Origin of the sequence: Chryseobacterium sp. Leaf180, assembly GCF_001424585.1 — a bacterium.
Taxonomy (GTDB): Bacteria; Bacteroidota; Bacteroidia; order Flavobacteriales; family Weeksellaceae; genus Chryseobacterium.
On the sequence record NZ_LMPJ01000001.1, the window covers coordinates 1,463,914 to 1,477,539 of the forward strand.

Annotated in this window: 12 protein-coding genes; 7 read left to right on the plus strand and 5 right to left on the minus strand. The window is 38.8% G+C overall.

Features of this window, described 5'->3' with window-relative positions; genetic code table 11:
* Positions 1 to 36 precede the first annotated feature (36 nt).
* The 3 genes from ASG01_RS06925 to ctlX all read left to right on the plus strand — a co-directional run bounded on the left by ASG01_RS06925 (position 37) and on the right by ctlX (position 3,440).
* A complete protein-coding gene (locus tag ASG01_RS06925) occupies positions 37 to 1,323 on the plus strand; it encodes a citrate synthase (RefSeq protein WP_055861816.1) in 1,287 nt (428 codons plus the stop codon).
* A gap of 202 nt (positions 1,324 to 1,525) precedes the next feature.
* Positions 1,526 to 2,440, plus strand: a complete 915-nt coding sequence (locus ASG01_RS06930) for a dimethylarginine dimethylaminohydrolase family protein (protein ID WP_055861819.1) — start codon at positions 1,526 to 1,528, stop codon at positions 2,438 to 2,440.
* 76 nt (positions 2,441 to 2,516) lie between these two features.
* The gene (ctlX, locus tag ASG01_RS06935; RefSeq protein ID WP_055861822.1) at positions 2,517 to 3,440 is read left to right on the plus strand and encodes a citrulline utilization hydrolase CtlX; all 924 of its coding nucleotides are present in this window, start codon (positions 2,517 to 2,519) and stop codon (positions 3,438 to 3,440) included.
* A gap of 172 nt (positions 3,441 to 3,612) precedes the next feature.
* On the opposite strand, the gene ASG01_RS06940 is transcribed toward ctlX, so the two are convergent.
* Positions 3,613 to 5,844: an outer membrane beta-barrel family protein gene (locus tag ASG01_RS06940; RefSeq protein ID WP_055861825.1), complete on the minus strand. Its 2,232-nt coding sequence runs from the start codon at positions 5,842 to 5,844 to the stop codon at positions 3,613 to 3,615.
* Between the two features lie 603 nt (positions 5,845 to 6,447).
* Here ASG01_RS06940 and ASG01_RS06945 point away from each other — a divergent pair.
* A complete protein-coding gene (locus ASG01_RS06945; RefSeq protein ID WP_055861828.1) occupies positions 6,448 to 6,720 on the plus strand; it encodes a hypothetical protein in 273 nt (90 codons plus the stop codon).
* A gap of 43 nt (positions 6,721 to 6,763) precedes the next feature.
* On the opposite strand, the gene ASG01_RS06950 is transcribed toward ASG01_RS06945, so the two are convergent.
* The 3 genes from ASG01_RS06950 to recJ are packed head-to-tail and all read right to left on the minus strand — an operon-like array spanning position 6,764 to position 9,465.
* The gene (locus tag ASG01_RS06950; RefSeq protein WP_055861831.1) at positions 6,764 to 7,102 is read right to left on the minus strand and encodes a DUF3817 domain-containing protein; all 339 of its coding nucleotides are present in this window, start codon (positions 7,100 to 7,102) and stop codon (positions 6,764 to 6,766) included.
* Between the two features lie 29 nt (positions 7,103 to 7,131).
* Entirely contained in the window at positions 7,132 to 7,716 is a 585-nt protein-coding gene (gene nadD, locus ASG01_RS06955; RefSeq protein WP_055861838.1) for a nicotinate (nicotinamide) nucleotide adenylyltransferase, read from the minus strand.
* An 18-nt stretch (positions 7,717 to 7,734) separates the two neighbouring features.
* On the minus strand, positions 7,735 to 9,465 hold the full coding sequence (recJ, locus tag ASG01_RS06960) for a single-stranded-DNA-specific exonuclease RecJ (protein ID WP_055861841.1): 1,731 nt from the start codon (positions 9,463 to 9,465) through the stop codon (positions 7,735 to 7,737).
* Between the two features lie 218 nt (positions 9,466 to 9,683).
* On the opposite strand from recJ, the gene ASG01_RS06965 reads away from it, so the two are divergent.
* Together ASG01_RS06965 and ASG01_RS06970 are read left to right on the plus strand one after the other, a co-directional pair.
* Positions 9,684 to 10,391, plus strand: a complete 708-nt coding sequence (locus ASG01_RS06965) for a ferritin-like domain-containing protein (protein WP_055861844.1) — start codon at positions 9,684 to 9,686, stop codon at positions 10,389 to 10,391.
* A 29-nt stretch (positions 10,392 to 10,420) separates the two neighbouring features.
* Positions 10,421 to 11,245: a ferritin-like domain-containing protein gene (locus tag ASG01_RS06970; protein ID WP_055861847.1), complete on the plus strand. Its 825-nt coding sequence runs from the start codon at positions 10,421 to 10,423 to the stop codon at positions 11,243 to 11,245.
* Between the two features lie 125 nt (positions 11,246 to 11,370).
* Here ASG01_RS06970 and ASG01_RS06975 read toward each other — a convergent pair whose 3' ends face one another.
* The gene (locus ASG01_RS06975; RefSeq protein WP_055861849.1) at positions 11,371 to 12,993 is read right to left on the minus strand and encodes an ABC-F family ATP-binding cassette domain-containing protein; all 1,623 of its coding nucleotides are present in this window, start codon (positions 12,991 to 12,993) and stop codon (positions 11,371 to 11,373) included.
* Between the two features lie 115 nt (positions 12,994 to 13,108).
* Here ASG01_RS06975 and smpB point away from each other — a divergent pair, with 115 nt between their 5' ends.
* Entirely contained in the window at positions 13,109 to 13,567 is a 459-nt protein-coding gene (smpB, locus tag ASG01_RS06980) for an SsrA-binding protein SmpB (RefSeq protein ID WP_055861851.1), read from the plus strand.
* The last annotated feature ends 59 nt before the right edge of the window (positions 13,568 to 13,626 follow it).

Consider the following 13,626-nt stretch of genomic DNA (forward strand, 5'->3'; position numbering starts at 1 on the left):
GTATTTTTAGAAAAATTAAATAAATAAATTAATATAATGTCAGACAACAAAGTTATATTGAATTACGACGGTAATTCGTATGAATATCCAATCGTAGACAGTACAATCGGGGACAGAGGAATCGATATTTCTAAATTAAGAGACCAGACCGGTCTTATCACTTTAGATCTTGGTTACAAAAACACCGGCGCTACCATCAGTGAAATCACTTATCTGGACGGCGATCAGGGAGAATTGTTCTACAGAGGATATCCTATCGAGCAGATTGCAGAAAAATCAAACTTTACCGAAGTGATGTATCTTTTGCTTCACGGTGATCTTCCGACTACCGAGCAGTTTGATAAATTCAACGGAAATATTAAGAAATATAACTTCGTAGCAGAAGAGATGAAGAAAATCATCGACGCATTCCCGCGTTCTGCTCACCCAATGGGCGTTTTGTCTTCACTTACTTCAGCGCTGACAGCATTTAACCCAAAAGCGGTAAATGTTAATTCTAAAGAAGAGATGGACGTTGCTGCAGAACTGCTTATAGCTAAATTTGCTCACCTTGCTGCATGGACGTACAGAAAAACTTTAGGTTTGCCTTTAAACCACGGTGATAACAATCTTAATTATGTAGAAAACTTCTACAAAATGGCTTTCAGACATCCAAATGCTGATTTTGAAATCAATCCGGTTGTAGTTGAAGCTTTAGATAAATTATTGATTCTTCATGCAGATCATGAGCAAAACTGTTCTACATCAACAGTAAGAATGGTAGGTTCTGCGCACACAGGTCTTTTCGCTTCAGTTTCTGCAGGTATTTCTGCACTTTGGGGGCCACTTCACGGTGGTGCAAACCAAGCAGTGATCGAAATGCTTGAGCTGATCGAAAAAGATGGTGGCGACGTAAACAAGTGGGTTGCAAAAGCAAAAGATAAAAACGACAGTTTCCGTTTGATGGGCTTTGGTCACAGAGTGTACAAAAACTTCGACCCGAGAGCAAAAATCATTAAGAAGGCAGCAGACGATTTGTTGGTCGCTTTAGGAATTGAAGATAAAGCTTTGGATATCGCAATGCAGCTCGAAAAAGTAGCGCTTGAAGATGATTACTTCATCGAAAGAAAATTATATCCAAACGTAGATTTCTATTCAGGAATTATCTACAGAGCATTAGGAATTCCTACAGAAATGTTCACCGTAATGTTCGCTTTGGGAAGACTTCCTGGATGGATTGCACAGTGGAAAGAAATGAGAATAAAAGGCGACCCTATCGGCAGACCAAGACAGGTTTACCAAGGCGCTCAAAAGAGAGATTATATCGATATCGCCAACAGATAAGCGGTTTAGATTTAAATATAAGGAGTCCCGAAACGATCATGTTTCGGGACTTTTTTTTGCTCATTATCATCATTTTATGCGATAACAGATATGTTAAATAATTGGGAGAAAAGATTTTTGCCTTATCATGTGTTTGTTTATATTTGCAGCAATCTCAATGTAGTACAAAAGCTTCATTTTTGTCATCAATTGCATTATTTTTATGAAATTAAATATTAAAAACGAAACCGGAAGGCTGAGATCGGTAGTCCTGGGACAGCCACAGTCAATGGGCGCAGATCCTACTTTAGCAGAAAGCTACGATGCCAAATCTTACCACTCCATTCAAAATAAAATTTATCCCAAAGAGTCTGATATTATCAGCGAAATGGCAGCTTTCGAAGAAGTTTTGCTGAAGTATGATGTAGAAGTTTTGCGACCGGATATCATCGAAGATTACAACCAGGTTTTTGCGCGCGATGTGGCCTTTGTGATCGACGATAAAATGATTATCTCTAATGTGATTGCTGACCGTGCCGATGAGCAGGATGCGTACCGACATATTTTCGAGAAGGTAAAATGGCGCGACATCATCAATCTTCCGGATACAGCTCATATAGAAGGTGGGGATGTAATTGTGTGGAATGATTTTATCTTTATAGGAACCTGCTTCTCTCAGGATTACCGAAATTTTAAAACAGCACGCACAAACGAATATGCGATAGAGATTTTAAAAGAGTACTTCCCGAAAAAACGTATTCTCGATTTTGAATTAAAGAAAAACGACCGCGAGCCGTATCAGGGGATTCTTCACCTCGACTGCACATTCAACCCGATTGCGGTGGATAAATGCATTGTGTATAAAAACGGTTTTGTGGATGAAAGTGATTACAATTTAATACTTGATATCTTCGGTGCAGAAAACTGTTTCCACGTCACGGATGAAGAAATGTTTGAGATGTGCCCGAATGTTTTCTCAATCTCCCCAGAAGTAATTGTTTCAGACAAAGCGTTTACAAGAATGAATAATCACCTCCGAAACGTGTGGGGAATGACCGTTGAAGAAATACCATACCGGGAGATTTCAAAAATGGGCGGACTGTTGAGATGCTCAACGATGCCTTTGGTGCGGGAGTAACTGTAAAGATTAATATCTTCTTCAACACCGACAAAAATCTTCAACTCATTTAATCTTCAATTTTATATCAGAAATAATGCAGACCACAGATACCGTTTTAATGATCGAGCCGATCGCATTTGGCTACAATGCAGAAACTGCCGAGAATAATTATTTTCAGATTCAGCAGGAAGGCGCTGATATTCAGGCGAAAGCTCTTACCGAATTTAATAATTTTGCCGACAAACTCAAGAGCAAAGGCATCAACGTCATCAGTATTAAAGACACCATCGATCCGCATACACCAGATTCTATTTTCCCAAATAACTGGGTGAGTTTTCACCGAAACGGAAACGTGGTTCTCTACCCGATGTTTGCGACGAACCGCAGAGTGGAACGTCGTGAAGATATCATCGAAAGAATAAAAAATCAGGGTTTTGAAGTTTCCGAAATCGACGACTGGTCGCTGCCGGAATTTCAGGGACATTATCTGGAAGGAACGGGAAGCATGATTTTCGATCACGAAAACAGAATCGCGTATGGCTCGGTTTCGCTTAGACTTGATGAAAATCTTTTCCGTGAGTTTTGTGACAAATACAATTTCACGCCGATTGTCTTTCATTCATTCCAAAACGTTGGTGAAGAGCGTCTGCCGATTTATCATACCAACGTAATGATGTGCGTGGCCGATAAGTTTGTGGTGATCTGCCTCAACTGTATCGACAGCGAACTGGAACGCAATAAAGTAGCCGAAACCATAAAAAATTCAGGTAAAGAAATCATCGAAATTTCGGAAGAGCAGATGCAGCAGTTTGCCGGAAATATGCTTCAGGTTAATAATATGCAAGGTGAAAAATTTCTCGTAATGAGCCAGACAGCATACAAATCTCTACATCAGGATCAGATCTCCGCAATTGAAAAATACTGTGAAATTATTTATTCTGATCTGCATACGATCGAAACCAATGGCGGCGGAAGTGCGAGATGCATGCTTGCCGAAGTTTTCCTTCCAAAGAATTAATTTTAAGCAAAAAATAAGAAATCCGGTTCTCACATGAGACCGGATTTTTTGTTTTTAATCATTAGTAAATTTTACCTATTTCATTCATTAAAACGATTGCATAATAGAAAAGACCTGTCACACAAGGCGACAGGTCTTTAAACAATATAAAATATGAAGTAAAAAATAAGGATTATCGGGTTCTGTTTTTAATCTCGTCAGACGCGCCTTCGATCGTTCTTACCTTCTTCACTTTCTGGTTTCCGAAGTTGTATACGATGCTGAGAGAGCCACCCTGGCGGAACGTGTCATTCTTAATATAGTTGTAAGTTCCGTTTGGCTGTACGTCTTCAATCTCTACAATGTTGGTACGCAAAACGTCATTCAGATTCAAAGCAAACGTCCAGTCGTTCCAGTTTTTCTTGATGCTCAGGTCGAGGCTCATCATACTTTTCAACACCCCAAGTTCGATCTGCTGCTTGTCGGTAAAGAAATAATTAACACCCAAAAACCAGGTTTTCTTTTTGTCAAGACGGAGCGTGTTGTTGGTCTGAATTAAAATACTGTTCGACTTACGGTTGTTGGTATACGTTTCGAAAATCTGTCCGGTGGTAGGATCAGTATTTAAGCTTCCGTTGATGATGTTGTGCTGGAAACCAAGTGTGAAATTGCTGGTAAGATACTGTTTGAAAAACGTACGCTGCATACCTGCAGACGCGGTCATCTGTTGCTGCGTACCAAAATTGGTGCGGATGTAAGCCAGCTGGCGATACTTCACGCCGTCTCTCTCGATCTCGCGCTGCAAAGGCACCTGCGTGATTTCGTCTTTAATGTAAGAATGATTTAAAATCACAAAATACGAGTTTCTGTACATGTAAGTCAACTCCTGGTTGTAATTGCTGGCGGCTTTTACAAACGGATTGTTCTGTGTGTAGTTGTCTCTGGTAAGGATATTCCGCACCGGATTCAGTTCCCAGAAACTCGGTCTTCTCATGCGGCTGCTGAATGCGTAGGAAAGATTGTTGGTATCGTTTAAAGCATAATTAAAACTCAGATACGGCAACAGATTGTTGTAGTTCTGGCGGATGCTTCGGTATTCCGGAGAGGCATTGTCAGACGTTCCGAGGCTTTTTGTCATCTCATATCGCGTCCCAATTTTCCCGGAAAACTTCTCGCTGAATTTCTTTTCAGCTGTAAGGTACAGGCCTAAAATGTTTTCGTCATATATAAAATGATTCGGCATCGACATCGGAGTTTGGCCGGTAATAAAAGTGTCGCTTTTCGTATCGTTGTCAGTTTTAGTTTTGTTAAAATTTCCTCCGATGCTTACTGTAAAATCATTTTTGAACTTCTGAATATAGTCTGCCATTCCCGAAAAATTATTGACAACCTGCGGAAGATTCTGAATAATCGTCTGCTCCAGACCGAGATCTCTCCCAAAAATATCTGCAGCATACGTGCGGTTATCTGTAAACTGAAATCTTTTGAAATTAAGATACGCTGCATTCAGAAGGAGTTTACTTCCGAGAGAATCGGTGTGAAGTTCGTAATTGAGGTTCAAAGAATTGTTATAAGATCTTGCATCTTCACGGTTTCTGGAGTTGGTGTAGGTCGTCACCTGCGACTGGCTCGCATCATCAAAATATTTAATGGTATTGAAGAGATTCACCGTAGAATTGTAGCTGCGGTTTGCGTAAGAATTCCATGTGAGCGCGATATTGCTTTTTTCTGTCAGCTGATAATCGGCATTCAGATAACCGCCAAGGCTCAGATTCGGGTCGTCTACAGTTCCCACAGATTCGCTGGAAGATTTTGCGTTTCCGTTTTTCAGAAGATATTCCTGTCCGCGGATGTTGCCTCCGCTGTTCAGATTGGCGCTGATACCGAGTTTGTCTTTTCGGTAATTTGCTGAAAAGCTGGCGCTGCTTGCATTAAATTTATCCTGCGAATTGGCCATTCTCATGTTGCCGTTCAGCCCGTCGCTCATTTTCTTTTTTAAAATAATATTGATGATTCCGTCGGAAGATTCCACCTGAAATTCACTTCCCGGAACCGTAATCACCTCAATTTTCTGAATATTTTCTGCCGGTGTATTTTTTAGAAACGAAACCATAGATTCTGCATCCATATTTGTTTTGCGTCCGTTGATGTAAATGACAGCGTTATTTTTTCCGGTAATTTTTAAGGTTTTGTCATCCGTTGTAGAGATCAGCGGAGTCTGCTTCAAAAGATCAAACGTCGTGTTTCCTTTGGCGACTGGCGAAGAGGCAACGTCGTATACGAAACGGTCACTTTCCTTTTTAAAAACTTTTTTGGTGAGCGTTACGGCTTCAATATTTTTCGTTTTTGCCGAATCGGGTCTTGTTTCCTGAGCAAATGTAAATCCTGAAAAGAAAAGAGCGGCGATGAGTAGTGGAGTTTTCATAGGGAAGATGTTTAGTTTATAGAGATGCTTGTATTTGTTATTAATTAACATTGCAAAGATATTTAATTAAAATAGTATCATGCAATACAAAGTAGTAAATAAAGTTTGCTTTTTATTTTAAATGATTGATAATTAGCATAAAAAGTTTTTCTTATAAATTTACCTTTGCACTTTCTTATCCATATAACAGTTTAAAACGCAATTTCATTACCTCGGTCAAAATGATTGTGACCGTCTTTAGATTTTCATAACATTGGTGTTAAATTTTTAAAAAAAGCCTAGTGAAATGGTGTATGTAAATTATGGCTCAAAAGATGCAGCTAATTTTTTGGAGCACTTTCTACTTTTGTTACAAACGGAAGTTTTTCAATTAATACTTTAAGTTGCTCATCCGCTTCACAGGGAGCATTTTTTGCGGTAGATAATGCCAATGTTCAAATGTCACAAAATATTAATTTTACTGCCACGACGCCTTTAACTAGTTTATGAAATAGAGTAGTTTGTACTACTATGAATGAATTTATAAATTACCAGATTGATAACCAGGCACCCCGAAAATCTTCCTCTACCAATTGGTGCGTCATATTCTAATGGTACACTACATTGAGCATAACTTGTTTCCCTGCAAATTCAGCTTTGGGAGGCTTTCAGGTGATAGTTCCTAATGTAGCGGGTTTAGGAGCGTACACAAATCTGTATAATAGAACAGTAGATGGCGCCGGCTCAATTTCTCCCGTAGGAAATAATTTGATATTACAAGTAAATAATCTTGGTGCTGTAGGAAAGTATATTGATTTCACTATTACAGGAAGCTATCAAAGTAACAGTGGGGCGCATACACTGAATTTAACGGGTCATGTCATTAGGGATAATTGACCTGAAGTAAAAACAATAAAGGACTTTTTTCAAAGTCCTTTATTTATTCCCTGTCGAAGCGGGCGAGTTTGAGGTCAATCCAAATGGTAGCAAAAGGAAAGAAGGCAGCTAGTAGTGAGAAAACCGTGTCTTCATCATCCCATTTAAAAATAGTCCGCATTGATGGTAAAAGCAAAAGATACAGTGTGAAAAACAAACCGTGCAGACTGCCGATAACGCTGATGTAAATAATAGCAAAAATATTTTCGGGCTCCACGCGAACCCAGATCATTGCCGTGAAAAGAATCAGCCAGGAAATTGCCTCTGCCACGCAGATCTGCCTGAATCTTTTAACTAATAATTCTTGAGAATATTTTGAGAAAAAGTTTTCCAGAAACTCCATAATGCAAAGATTAAATTTAACTAACAAGATTAACGGTAAAAATTACTGCCGTCCAGATATTCAAAAACTTCCGGTGGCAGCATAGGGCGCACATTTTTTCCTTCTTTTATCATCATCCGGATCTCCGTGGCGGAAAGTTCGATAACCGGCGCTTTTATCACTGAAATATTTTCGTGCTGAAAATATTCTTTTTCCGATGTTTTATTCGCAAAAACTCTTGGGTAAACGATGATATGATGATTTTGAACCAAAAGATCAGAATTTTTCCATTTTTTTAATCCGGCAAGATTATCCTCACCCATAATTAAACTGAAAGAATGATCAGGATATTTTTCTTTAAGATGTGTAAGTGTATCGATCGTATAACTCGGCGTCGGCAAAGAAAACTCAACATTTGAGGCACGCATTTTCGAATAATTTTTTACCGCAAGCTGCACCATATCCAGTCGGTTATGATCTTTAAGAAGTGATTTTTTTTCTTTAAAAGGATTTTGCGGACTCACGACAAACCAAAGTTCATCCATATCAGAATTTTCCAGAATATAATTGGCCAAGATAAGATGTCCGATATGAATGGGATTGAACGAACCGAAAAATAAACCTGTTTTTTTCATACTTCGAAAAATGAGGATTTAGTTTTGAGTATAATCGCTTTCCAGAAACTTCACATCGCGGATGCTGAGGTAATGTGTTACATTTCCTTTCCAGTGATTTTCCTCTAAAGTAAAGGCAAGGTCGAAAGATTTGGTTCGGAAATCATCGGCAAACTGACCAAGTTTAAAACCGACGCATTCTATATTTCTGCCGGTAGATTCCTGTTTGATATAAAATTTCACGTGATTATTTTCTTTGCCCATCGTCTTTACAAAACCTGAAATTTTCTGATTTCTGAGAACCAGATTCGGCTTCATATTTTGCGGACCGAAAGGTGCGAGCTTCCGGTGAAAATTAATAAAATCACGGTTGATTTCGTCGACCGTAATTTCAGAATCTACCGCAATGCTAGGCTCTTTCTGATGTTCCTTAATCTTTTCTGCAACGGTTTTTTCAAACTGAATTTTAAAAGCTTCAAACTTTTCTTTTTCCATGGAAAGACCTGCCGCAGCATGATGTCCGCCAAATTTTAAGAAATGTTCCGAACAAAGATCGAGTGCTTCATGAATGTCAAAATCGGCTACCGAACGTGCGGAAGCGACCATTTCGCCATTGTTTCCGTCGGTGAAAACAAGCGTTGGTTTATAATAAGTTTCAATAAGTCTTGAGGCAACAATTCCGATCACGCCTTTGTTCCACTCAGGATGGTAAACAATCGTAGCAAACTTCGACTGTTGCTGAGATTCTATTACCTGATTTAAAGCAGAAAGGGTAGAATTCATATCCAGTTCGCGGCGCTCGTCATTAAGATTCATAATATCGCCGACGATTTCGTGTGCGTGCTTTAGATTGTCTGAAACCATCAGTTCTACAGCAGCTTTTCCCTGAGAAATTCTGCCGGCAGCGTTTATTTTTGGAGCGATTTCAAAAACGATATTTGAAATTTCAAAATGCGAAAGTTTATCATCCGGAATTAAAAGCCGGAGACCAAGATTTCTTGTTTTGCGGAGAATCTTGAGACCCATTTTTGCAAAAACACGGTTTTCGCCAGTCATAGAAACGATATCTGCCGCAATCGAAATCGCGAGAAGATCAGTGAGTTCAAAAAGTTCCGTTTCCGGAATTTTATAGATGGTATTCAGGCCCTGGCAAAGTTTAAAACCTACGCCACAACCGGAAAGTTCTTTAAAAGGATATCTGCAGTCAGTTCTTTTCGGATCTAAAACCGCGACCGCATCAGGAATATTTTCGCCTGGAAGGTGGTGATCACAGATAATGAAATCTATTTCTTTCTCTTTGGCATAGCTTATCATATCGGTTGCCTTGATGCCGCAGTCCAATGCGATGATAAGAGAAAAACCGTTTGTTTTGGCAAAATCGATTCCTTCAGTTGAAATTCCGTAACCTTCAGAATTTCTGTCAGGAATGTAGTAATCAAGATATTTTTTATGAACAATTTTTCTGAGATAAAGATACATCAGCGCTACAGCAGTGGTGCCATCTACGTCGTAATCTCCGTACACCATTATTTTTTCACCGTTTTCTATTGCGTTTGCAATGCGCTCAACTGCTTTCTGCATGTCGGCCATGAGGAAAGGATTGTGAATGTCGGTGAAATTTGGCTTGAAAAATTCGCGGGCTTTCTGATAATTATCGATGCCACGCATCACCAAAAGTTTAGATTCAAAAGTGCCGAAGCCGAGAGACGAACTCAGTGCGTCTACAATTTCTTCATCAGGCTCTTCTTTAAAAATCCATTTTTGGCTCATGTCACAAAAATAGCGAAAATTTATGGTAATTTCAATTGATACGTTTTTAAAAACATCAGAGGATGAGTACGAATGGTTTATGTTTTGCTAAGAAATTTTAACGATAGTTTTGATTGTTTAAAAATATTTTAAAAAAATCATCAATTGTAAAAACCGCCCGATAAAAACTATCGTAAGTAAAGTTAAATTCTAATTCTAAACCTTTCTAAAATAACATTATGAAAAAAACTGTTCAAGTCTCTAACCAGGGCGCCACTCTGGATACCAGCAGACGAAATTTTCTAAAACTAAGTGGCATCGGTATTATGGCTGCCGGCCTTACATTGGTAGGATGCGATGATGACCGTTTTGACTATAACGAGACTAACGTATTTGATCTCGGTACTGGTGATGTAGGTGTTCTAAACTATGCTTACGCACTAGAGCAGTTAGAAGCCGACTTTTACACGAAAGTAGTAAACGGAACTAACTTTAATTCTATCTTCTCTACTACGGAAAGACAGGTGATGACAGATTTGTATAATCACGAGGTAATCCACAGAGATTTTTTCAAAGCTGCACTAACGGGAGTTACAGCGAACGTATTGCCAACTTTGGAATTTCAGTATCCAAACGTAAATTTTAATGACAGAAGTTCAGTTTTAGCAACTGCAAAAGCATTGGAAGATACAGGTGTTGCCGCTTATAACGGTGCAGGAAAGTATATTAAAAATGCAGCTTATCTGGTAATTGCAGGTCAGATTGTTTCAGTTGAAGCAAGACACGCATCAGCGATCAGATCGCTTATAAGTCCGGGAACAACTTCTTTTGCAGGTGATGATGTAATCGACGCAAACGGTCTTGATGTGGCAAAAGAGCCAAAAGAAATCGTAGGTGTTGCAGGAGCATTCATCAAAACGCCATTTACCTGGAAAGAAAGAATCTAAACTAACCTCAATTATTTAAATTTACCATTATGAATTTTCTAAAAATACTAGATAAAATTGCGAACGAAGATTTGTCGTTCAAGCAAACATCGCGTGCGGGAGCACTTTCAGATCTTACTGCATTCGGAAAAAAAGCAGCAGCAGTTGCCATTCCTCTAGGATTGGCAGGAGCAATGTCTGGAAACGCAAAAGCACAGGTAGCTACACCTGCGCCAACTACAGGTAATCCTGTAACAGCGAAAAGTGCACTTACAGATGCGTTACAGTTAGCTCTTACATTGGAATATCTTGAAGATGATTATTACACGAAAGGTTTGGCTATGACCAACCTGATCCCAACAGCGGACCGTGTCATTTTCCAGCAGATTTTAAAGCACGAAAGTGCTCACGTTGCTTTCCTTAAAAGTACTTTAACTTCTTTAGGTGTAACTCCAGGAGCAAAACCAAACTTTAACTATACCTTAAACGGTCAGTTCTCACCAATGACTAATTACACTCAGTTTCTTGTGCTAGCTCAGGCTTTTGAAGATACTGGTGTAAGAGCATATAAAGGTCAGGCAGGAAATGTAATGTCTAGCCAGGCAGTGTTGCAGGCAGCGTTACAGATTCACTCAGTAGAAGCGAGACACGCGTCTATGGTAAGAAGAATTCGTGCTCAAAAAGGATGGATTGAAGGAAACGATGGTGGGAACATGCCTTCTCAGACAAACGCTGTTTACGCAGGTGAAGAGCAGACAATTCAGGCCGGATTTAATACAGCAACTAAATTTGGTGCAGCGGCAGGTTCTGCAGCTTATGACGAAATTCTTACCACTGCACAGACAACAGCAATCGCTAGTTTGTTTATTCAGTAATAAATAGCTTTTAAGTATAGTACAAATCCTCTTCTGCTTTGCCAAAAGAGGATTTTTTATTTATTTAAAACAAAAATTCCCGGAATAGTTTTCCGGGAATTTTATTATTAAAATAATGCTGCTAATTACGCATACATTTTTTCTCTCATTTCTTTGATCTTTTTGTCAGCCAGATATTCATCGTAAGTTGTTTCGCGGTCGATGATTCCGTTTGGTGTCAGTTCGATAATTCTGTTACAAACTGTAGAAAGCATTTCATGGTCATGTGAAGATAGTAGAAGATTTCCTTTAAAATTCGATAAAGAGTTATTTAAAGTAGTGATACTCTCAAGATCCAAGTGATTGGTAGGTTCATCCAAAAGCAAAACGTTGGCTTTCTGCAACATCATTCGGCTAAACATACAACGCATTTTTTCGCCTCCGGAAAGTACTTTACAGGATTTCAGAGCCTCATCACCGGAGAAAAGCATTCTTCCTAAAAATCCTCTCATAAATTCCTCATGGCGCTCCTCATCATTTTTGGTATATTGTCTCAACCAGTCTACCAGATTAATGTCTTCCTGAAAAAACGTAGAATTATCAAGCGGCATATACGACTGATTTGTCGTAACGCCCCAAGCCAAACTTCCCTGATCTGGCTGTGTATTTCCAGCAAGAATTTCAAAAAATTCGGTGATTGCCAAAGAGTTTTTAGATAATACGGCTACTTTATCGCCTTTCTTTAAATTTAAATTGATATTTGAAAACAGAAGCTCCCCGTCTTTTGTTTTTTCAAGATTTTTTACATCCAAAATCTGGTCTCCAACTTCTCTTTCCATCTCAAAAATAATTGCAGGATATCTTCTTGATGAAGGTTTGATGTCGTCGATATTCAGCTTGTCTATCATTTTCTTTCTCGCAGTGGCCTGTTTTGCTTTCGCAACGTTTGAGCTGAATCGTGCGATGAAATCCTGAAGTTCTTTCTTCTTTTCCTCTGCTTTTTTATTAGCCTGAGCTCTCTGTCTGGTTGCTAGCTGCGAAGCCTGATACCAGAATGAATAATTACCCGTGTAAAGATTTAATTTAGCATAATCTAAATCGCCAATATGCGTACAGACGGTATCTAAAAAGTGACGGTCGTGAGAAACCACGATCACTGTATTTTCGTAATCTGCTAAAAAGTTTTCAAGCCACGCGATGGTTTCAATATCCAAATCGTTGGTAGGTTCATCAAGAATTAAAACATCCGGACTTCCAAATAAAGCTTGTGCCAGAAGCACTTTCACTTTATCCTGATTTTCCAGTTCACTCATCATTTGCCAGTGCATACTGTCTTTGATGCCGACGTTTGAGAGCATTGTTTGCGCATCCGGCTCAGCTGTCCAGCCGCCCATTTCGTCGTAGATTACACCAAGTTCACCTGCTTTAATGCCGTCTTCGTCAGAAAAATTTTCCTTCGCATAAAGGGCATCCATTTCTTCTTTTATTTCAAATAATCTGCTGTTACCACGTAAAACGGTTTCCAGTACAGTATATTGATCGTATGCAAAGTGATCCTGCTCAAGTACAGACATTCTTTTTCCTGGCTCCAGAGAAACATGGCCGGTTGTAGGATCTTGCTTGCCTGTAAGTATTTTCAGAAAGGTCGATTTTCCAGCCCCATTTGCCCCGATAATTCCGTAGCAGTTTCCTTTTGTAAACATGATGTTTACGTCATCAAAAAGAATTCTCTTCCCAAATTGTAAAGATAAGTTAGATACTGTTAACATATAGTTTGTAAATTTGGCGCAAAATTACGAAAAGAAATCGGGTAATTATAATATTGTAATTATCAAGTTTTTGTAGGCGCAGTTTTTGATTATCACACGAGCAGATTTTATTTAAATGAAAATAGAAAAGACAGTTACGATTCTTAACAAAAGAGCAAAATTCGAGTATGAAATTCTCGAGCAGGTAGAGGCCGGCATCGTACTGACAGGAACAGAGATAAAATCGTTAAGGTCTTCTAAGGCTTCTATCACAGAATCTTTCTGTCAGTTTATTGATAATGAGTTATATATTATTAATATGATGATCGATGAATATAAGCTGGGTACCTTTTATAATCACAAGACAAAAAGGGAACGAAAATTGCTGTTGCACAAAAAAGAAATTCTGCGTTTTGAAAAGAAGATGAAAGACGCCGGAAACACGATTATCGCATTGAAGTTGTATATCAATAGCAGTGGGAAGGCTAAGGTTTTAATAGCATTGGCGAGAGGTAAAAAACTCTTTGATAAGAGAGAGGCCATAAAAGATAGAGAAAATAAGCGAAACCTCGACAGAATATTAAAGAAAAGTTAAAAATCACTTTGAAAACTTTGTTTATAAAGAAAAATTATATTTATTTTGCAATATCAATT

What these genes read in the sequence shown, in the direction of transcription:
- recJ (WP_055861841.1), bottom strand. Translation starts at nt 9,465, where the DNA reads ATGAGCCAAAAATGGATTTTTAAAGAAGAGCCTGATGAAGAAATTGTA.
- ASG01_RS06965 (WP_055861844.1), top strand. Translation starts at nt 9,684, where the DNA reads ATGAAAAAAACTGTTCAAGTCTCTAACCAGGGCGCCACTCTGGATACC.
- ASG01_RS06950 (WP_055861831.1), bottom strand. Translation starts at nt 7,102, where the DNA reads ATGGAGTTTCTGGAAAACTTTTTCTCAAAATATTCTCAAGAATTATTA.
- ASG01_RS06940 (WP_055861825.1), bottom strand. Translation starts at nt 5,844, where the DNA reads ATGAAAACTCCACTACTCATCGCCGCTCTTTTCTTTTCAGGATTTACA.
- ctlX (WP_055861822.1), top strand. Translation starts at nt 2,517, where the DNA reads ATGCAGACCACAGATACCGTTTTAATGATCGAGCCGATCGCATTTGGC.
- ASG01_RS06975 (WP_055861849.1), bottom strand. Translation starts at nt 12,993, where the DNA reads ATGTTAACAGTATCTAACTTATCTTTACAATTTGGGAAGAGAATTCTT.
- nadD (WP_055861838.1), bottom strand. Translation starts at nt 7,716, where the DNA reads ATGAAAAAAACAGGTTTATTTTTCGGTTCGTTCAATCCCATTCATATC.
- ASG01_RS06925 (WP_055861816.1), top strand. Translation starts at nt 37, where the DNA reads ATGTCAGACAACAAAGTTATATTGAATTACGACGGTAATTCGTATGAA.
- ASG01_RS06930 (WP_055861819.1), top strand. Translation starts at nt 1,526, where the DNA reads ATGAAATTAAATATTAAAAACGAAACCGGAAGGCTGAGATCGGTAGTC.
- ASG01_RS06970 (WP_055861847.1), top strand. Translation starts at nt 10,421, where the DNA reads ATGAATTTTCTAAAAATACTAGATAAAATTGCGAACGAAGATTTGTCG.
- smpB (WP_055861851.1), top strand. Translation starts at nt 13,109, where the DNA reads ATGAAAATAGAAAAGACAGTTACGATTCTTAACAAAAGAGCAAAATTC.